General features: G+C 64.1%; 7 protein-coding genes and 1 pseudogene. All 8 read right to left on the bottom strand.

Going from position 1 to position 6700, the window contains the following annotated elements; genetic code table 11:
- Positions 1-640 (bottom strand): annotated as a pseudogene (locus tag BG22_RS07085) (alpha/beta hydrolase); the annotation flags it as partial.
- Positions 637-951 (bottom strand): hypothetical protein, encoded by a 315-nt coding sequence (locus BG22_RS07080; protein WP_094667234.1) that lies wholly within the window; start codon positions 949-951, stop codon positions 637-639. The gene BG22_RS07080 and the pseudogene BG22_RS07085, both read right to left, overlap by 4 nt.
- Before the next feature lie 184 nt (positions 952-1135).
- Complete coding sequence (locus tag BG22_RS07075) at positions 1136-1786, bottom strand: DUF6466 family protein (protein ID WP_258186265.1); 651 nt, start codon at positions 1784-1786, stop codon at positions 1136-1138.
- The gene (locus tag BG22_RS07070) at positions 1783-2820 is read right to left on the bottom strand and encodes a vWA domain-containing protein (protein WP_140494409.1); all 1038 of its coding nucleotides are present in this window, start codon (positions 2818-2820) and stop codon (positions 1783-1785) included. Before BG22_RS07070 ends, BG22_RS07075 begins: the two co-directional genes overlap by 4 nt.
- Complete coding sequence (locus tag BG22_RS07065) at positions 2817-3875, bottom strand: VWA domain-containing protein (protein WP_140494413.1); 1059 nt, start codon at positions 3873-3875, stop codon at positions 2817-2819. Before BG22_RS07065 ends, BG22_RS07070 begins: the two co-directional genes overlap by 4 nt.
- A gap of 2 nt (positions 3876-3877) precedes the next feature.
- Complete coding sequence (locus BG22_RS07060) at positions 3878-4513, bottom strand: hypothetical protein (RefSeq protein ID WP_258186264.1); 636 nt, start codon at positions 4511-4513, stop codon at positions 3878-3880.
- Positions 4510-5478, bottom strand: a complete 969-nt coding sequence (locus BG22_RS07055) for a DUF58 domain-containing protein (RefSeq protein ID WP_181163435.1) — start codon at positions 5476-5478, stop codon at positions 4510-4512. The genes BG22_RS07060 and BG22_RS07055 overlap by 4 nt, the downstream gene beginning before the upstream one ends.
- Before the next feature lie 23 nt (positions 5479-5501).
- Positions 5502-6590, bottom strand: a complete 1089-nt coding sequence (locus BG22_RS07050; RefSeq protein ID WP_140494407.1) for a MoxR family ATPase — start codon at positions 6588-6590, stop codon at positions 5502-5504.
- Between the last annotated feature and the right edge of the window lie 110 nt (positions 6591-6700).

Raw genomic sequence — 6700 nt, 5'->3', positions numbered from 1 at the left:
GGTTTTTCATTGGTGCTGTGACCTGAGCGAGTACCCCGGCGCTTCTATTGGTCTCATCTGTGGTGAGTGCGCCGAGGCCGCGCGGAACGCGGCCGATGAACGAGCCGAGGCCACTCATCAGACCTTCGTGGATGGGGTACGTGGCCGTGAACACCGACCATGGATTGGGTTTGCCTTCGATGACCCAGTTGGTCAGGAATCCTCCCACTCCCAGTGCGGTGGCGGCCGCCGCCGCGTAATGGGGTTTGACTTGGGTGGCGAATTGCAGCACCTCGTTGAACAGCCGTTTCGCGATGAGTTCCGCATCCGAATACAGGCCGAGTACGCGCAGCAGCCGTTCGGCGGTGAGTGAGAGATTTTCGCTGATCTGTCTGCACGCGTCCGCATGCTCCTGGCAACGCACTTTCAAAACGGTGTATGGCAATGCGGTGTGTTCACGGCAGGTCGCGGCGACGTGTCGTATGTCCAGTTGTTCACGTTCGGTTTCCCAGACGGAGGCGAGTTTTTTGAATTCGCTGGCTTCCTGGTCCAACGCCTTGGCCACGGCCTTGTATTCCTCGCGTGTCGCGGTCGAATAACCTTGACCGCCGTAGACTTTCGATTCGACCTGCCAGTAGTATTCGTTGTTCTCGCTCATCATGACTCCATCGCCAGTCGTCGGGTGATTTCCACATCTTCGGCCAGCATTTTGATGGTGTATGCGGTGCGATCAAGCGTGGAGCGGAACCAGTCGGCGGTGTTGCCGGTCCATTCCACGATTTGGGATCGTGCGATTGCCGTGGCGGCGTTGTCACTGGCGGTGATGGTGGAGGCGTAATGCCGGCTGATGAGGTCCTGATCGGTCAGCTTGTAGACGGCGCACCGGCAGGTGCTGAACACGGACGGATTGCCATCGGGCAAAGCGGGGAGAGGCTGGTTTCGCAGGAAAAGATCATCGTTGTAGGTATTCATGTCTTCCAGCTAAACGGACGACCTGATGGGCTGTCCAGCCGAAACGGGTCATGTGGTTCCAGCTTGCCGTTTTTCGGGCCGGTTATCCACGACTGTTGTGGATAACCGGAAAAGGGAAGGGCGGAATCGTGGCGGCGTCAGGAGAGTGTCGAAAGGTCGCGAAGAGACCGCGAAGAGACGAATGTCACCACGGCTTGGTCGCGCCGGTGCCTTTATTCTGCGTGGCCTGTTGTTCGGTCTTATTCGTCGTCGTGGCGGACTGATCCTCGGCGGCCTGCTGGTTGGCCTTCATGAGCTCCTCCACCTTCTTACGCTGCTCCTCGGTGAGTCCGTCGGACTGCTTCCGATTCCCGGAGCCGGACGTGCCCGACGCGGTCTGCCCGTTCGTGGCGTCCGAGGCACCTGCGCCATCCTGTTGCAACTGCGCCTGCTTCAGCGTGATGGTGGTGAGCTGCGAGGAAACGGCGGTGTTGGCATCGATGGCATCACGCACCTGCGGCATCAGCAATGCGCGCATGCGTCCTGCTTCAGCGAACTGCGCGTCGGTCTGCTGCTGACGCGCACTGAGCGTGTCAACATCGGTGGATGGGTCTTGCGCCGCCTTGATGTTGGCGGTAAGTGAGGCGGTGGCCTGATTGAACCGCATGGTGGCCGCAAGGTTCACCACCGCCACTGCGGCGACCGCCGCCAGCATCAAGGCTGCGACGACGAGCGCGATACGTACGCCCAACGGACCTCGTGCGTTGCCGCGGCCAAGCTGCTGCTTCTGCGCGTGCGGACGCTCGTTCTGCGGCGCGTCGCTGCCGTTCGTACCCCGTATGGCCCGTGCGTTCACAACAGCCTCCTTGAAGTCGCGATCCACGCGCCGAGCTCCCAGGCCAGCAATACGCCGAGCGCAATGGCCAGCGGCCAGACCACCGGCGTGGTGCGCGTGCGCTGCTTGACCGTGGAGGTGAACCGCCACTGGTTCGAGGTTTTGGCGGACACCGCGTCCTTCAACGTCGTCGCGGCGTCGAGGGCCACGAACGAGCCGCTGATTTCATCGGCGATGTCCTTGAGATTCGTCTCGTCCATCTTCGAGACGCCCGGTTGGCCGGTGTCCGGATCGATGATCCACTGGTCGGTCACATTCGATTCGGCGGCACCGACGCCGTCCGCGATGGCCGGTATCTTGCCGCCTTCGGTCGAACCCACGCCCACTGCGAACCCGTCGTCGAGATATCGGCGCAATGACGAGAAGGTGCGACGCGTCTTATCCGACGTCTGCTCGCCATCGGAGATGAGATACAGCACGATGGCGTCATCGGGGTGGGATTCACGGATTGACTTGGCCGTGATCAGCAGCTGGTCGATCGGCGCATCCAGACTCGAGCCGGTGGACACGGACGTGGATTCCAATGCCAGGGTATCGGCCCAGTTGTCGATCGCCGGCGCGTCCGGGGTGAGCGGCACGTCGAGCGTGCCCGAAGCGCCGAAACGGATTGCGGCAAAACTTGCGTCGGGATAGGCGGCGGTCACGTCATGCACGGCCTTGCGGGCCGCATCGATGCGGGTGATGGGCTCGTCGGCCCCATAGGCGGCATCCGACACGGCCATCGAGCCGGTCACGTCCACCGCCAGAATCACGTCGGTGGCATTGATGGCGCGCGATGTGGTCGGGGCGACGACGCTTGGGGTGAGCGTCATCACTGCCGCGAGCAGCAGCATCAGCGTACGTCGCACGCACGCCCAAACGGTTTCGTCGGTGGCTCCGGTGCCGTGGCGACGCGTGAATTGCACGATTTCGACGACGGCCAGCACGGTCAGGATGCCTGCCAGCACGCCGCCGGCCAACCATCCGAGGGCGGGGGAGAAGGTGAATCCGTTCATCGACGCAACCTCCAAGCGCAGGCGATCCATATGACCAGCACGATCGCCAGGGCGAGTGACCACAGACCGGGTGCGTCCACCATCGCGGCCTTCGTCTTGCTGTCGTTCTCGGTATCCCTGCGCGACTCGATATCCCGCACAAGCCCGTTGATGCTCGAGCCGTTCGACTGGGTCAGGAACACGCCGCCATGCGATTCGATGGCCGACTTCATATCCGTGGTGGTCTGATCGGTTTCGCTGGAGCGGGGACCCGAATACAGGCCGTCCACGGTGATCGAGGCCTGACGGGTGAGGTCCAGCGCCTCGTCGAGCGAGTAGGTCGGCTTGCCGGAAACCACGTTGTCGGTGGCCAGCACGATCGAGGCGGCACGCGCGCGTTGGGCATTTTCCTGATTCGCCTCGCCATATGCGAAGCCCGGCAGCATGGCTGCGCAGGAGACCACGCCGTCGCCGATCAACGAAGTGGCGTCCTTGCGGTTCTGCGTGCCATCGAGCCAGTCGGCGATTTTCTGGTACTCCTCGTCGGACATCTTGTCGATGTCGTCCTGCGATTCCACGCCCTTGAGCGCCTTGCTGGCCTCGTCAAGCTGCTTGGTGACCAGCGCGTAGTCATCGGTCAGCGGGAACACCGTGCGGGAGGTGGAGTTGAAGATGCTCAGGCCTATGCGCTCGCCCTGGAAGTGCCCGACCAGTTCGCGGTAGGTATCGATGACCTCGCGATCATACGGGAGAGTGGATCCGGAGACGTCCAGGCACAGCACGATGTCTCGGCTGGAGGCGCGTTCGCTGCCGGCATCCACCTGACTGGGACGTGCCACGAGCGTCACGGCCAGCAGCAGGGTCACCGTCAGTGACGCGACGGCCACGCGCCCGAGCGCGCGCCATTGCCGGAACAACTGTGAGGCGTGTTCGGTGTTGAGATCGTCATCCAGTGAAAAGACGGTTTCGTCGCCGGTTCGGCGGCGTCCGGCGAAGACGGCCGTCAGCAGGATGATCGCCAGCGCCACCAGCACGCCGGCCAGCGCCGCCCAAGGCCAGTGCCAGGTCAGGGTGATGGTCATGAGCGCCACCTTTCCACCAGATTGGAGACCCATTCGGCTGCATCGCGCACGCTCGTCTCTCGCGCGGCGCTGTTGCGCGCGGCGTCGGCGAACTCGGGCGGATACAGCGCGCTGATGGTCTGCCGCAGCGTGTCCAGTCCCTGCCGGTTCGCTGGCGTACGGTTCAGTCGTGTCAGATCGGTGAGTGTGCTCGACGACAGCTCCCTGCCGGAGACGGAACCGGCGAATTCGCGCGCGATCCGCGCCAGCTGGGCGAAGGCGTCCTCGCGAGTGAGCGTTCCCGCCTCATGTTGGGCGACCACGTCGTCGATGCACTTGCGCCAGACGGCTTTGGCGCTGGCCTCAGTGTGGGCGCCGCGCGGGGAGGCATCGCGACGGGGACGTCTGGCGGGGCGCGACAGCAAGACCATGAGAACGATCAGTGCCACGACGAGCACCATGCATACGGCGATGACCGCGACGAGCGGGCCGGTCAGGGACAACGCCTCGACCGGCTTGAGATTGCCGGCATCACCGGAATCGGCGAGAAGCGCCGGAGCTGTGAGGTCCGTCGTGACGATCGCCGCGGACGCCTTCGACGACCATGCGATGACGTGCGAAACGGGGAGCCATGCCAGTGATGGGACCGTCATCGGGCACCTCCCGGTGTCAGCATCGCGGACAGGTCCGGCGCCGCACCCAGACGATTGCGCGTGGTACGTGCCAGCGCGGCCGAGACCAGATGGACGAACCGGTCGAACATCACCTCGCTGGAACCGGCGTGGATCATGTGGGAGCCGGTGCGGCCAAGCTCCTGCTCAAGGGCCGCGGCCATGTACGCGCGATGCGACTCCACTTCTGATGCGGCCTTGGCGGACCTCAGGAACGCGGGTACGCGACGGTTCGTCAGCCCGTCGACGGCAGCGGCATGCCCCGGCCGTAATCCGAGGAACGGGTTCAGCGTCGCGACATCGATAAGCACCATGGGATGGGTGCGGGCCACACGACGGAATTCGACAAGATGACGTTCGGCCAGCGCGTGCTCGTCCGTGGCCAGCACGATCAGGGCGTCACGATCCTTGATGCGGCGGGCGTACGCGAGCAGCGCGTCGATGTTCCGGCGGTGACTCCACTCGCGCTCCAGCGCTTGGTCCAATGTCCGCTCGAATTGCGCGAACCCGCCATTGAACGGGATTCGGGTGATGCTCGAGGCATCGCCGAACACCAGCGAGATATCGTCCGAACGACGCAGGGACAGCGCGGCGAACATGCGAAGCGCATTGGCCGCCACCTCGAAGATGCGTTCCCCGGACGGGCACACGCCGTTCATTTCAAGCCCCACATCCATCAGCAGCCATACCTTTGAGGTGGCGAGACGCTCCCGCTGAACCACCATGGGGCGTCCCTGACGTGCGCTGGTCTTCCAGTCGATGAGACGTGATTCGTCACCGGGCTCGTAGGCGCGTACATCCATCACATCACCGGCGCCGCCGCGACGGCCGGAGGCGTGTTCGCCCTCGAGCACGCCCAGCGCCTTCCGTACGGTCGGCAGACTCAGCTGCGTGCCCAGGGCCTCAATCTTCCTGCGGATCGCAACGGGGTCCGTATCGGAGTCCATTGCGTCCGGTCGCACGTCGAAACTCACGGAACAGGCACCGTTTCGACGATCTTGTCCACGATCTGGTCGCTGACCACGCCGTCCGCCAGCGCTTCGAACGTGAGCATGATGCGGTGACGCAGGACCTCGTGGGCGAAGGCCTTGATGTCCTCGGGCACCACGTAGTCGCGACCCGACAGCAGGGCATTCGCCTGACCGATGCGCGTCAGCGCGATGGTGGCGCGCGGGGAAGCTCCAAGCCTGACCAGCGAGGACAGCCCCTTGATCGGGCGGGAGCCGGCTCCACGGGACGTGGCCGCGATATCCACCGCGTACCGCATGATCGCGTCGGAGACATGCACCCGGCGTGCGGCCCGACGCAGGAAGTCCACGTCCGTCACCGAAATGCGATCGCCGGTGATGGTGTCAGGACCGATCATGTCGGACCTGCGACGGGTGAGCATCGCCAGCATGCGTGCCTCCTCGTCCGCGGAGGGGTAGGTCATGACGGCCTTCATCATGAAACGGTCCATCTGCGCCTCGGGCAGGTTGAACGTGCCCTCCTCCTCGATGGGGTTTTCGGTGGCGATGACCATGAACGGTTTGGGCAGCTGGATGCGCTGGCCGCCGATGGTGGTGGAGCCTTCGGCCATGGCTTCAAGCATTGCCGACTGGGTCTTGGCGTTCGAGCGGTTGATCTCGTCCAGCAGCACGAAATTGGCGTGGATCGGACCGATCTGGGTGGTGAACTTCTGGGTGGCGAAGTCGAAGACCTGCGTTCCCGTGAGGTCGGAGGGCATGAGGTCCGGGGTGCACTGCACGCGCTTGAACGTGCCGGACACGCAGGTGGCGAGCGTCTGCGCCGCCGTGGTCTTGGCGAGACCGGGCACCGATTCGATGAGGATATGACCGCCGGCTACTAGGGTTACGATCAGGGATTCACGCAGATTGTCCTGCCCCACGAGAGTCTGGGCGAAACGGGCGCGGATGGTGTTCGCCAAGGCACGGGCCCGCTGCGTGTCGTTTGCCTCCAGCGTCGGCGTCGGCGCGGAGGGTTGGCCGACCGTCGGCATGACGGGGCGGGGCATTGCCGGTTGTGGGGGCATGTTCGGTTGCGTGGGGAACAGAGTCATGCCCACCACTGTAACGACTCGCGCTGACGGAGGGCTGGCGGATGCCGTCTGTTACGACAGCTTACGGCAGCGGTCCTGCAATTGTGGTCGGGCTCTGCCCGCGTCTTGTT

The sequence above is a fragment of the Bifidobacterium sp. UTBIF-78 genome (genome assembly GCF_006408945.1).
In the GTDB taxonomy this organism is placed as follows: domain Bacteria; phylum Actinomycetota; class Actinomycetes; order Actinomycetales; family Bifidobacteriaceae; genus Bifidobacterium; species Bifidobacterium myosotis.
Note: the sequence above shows the minus strand (reverse complement) of the source record. Positions and strands in the feature narration are given on the sequence as shown.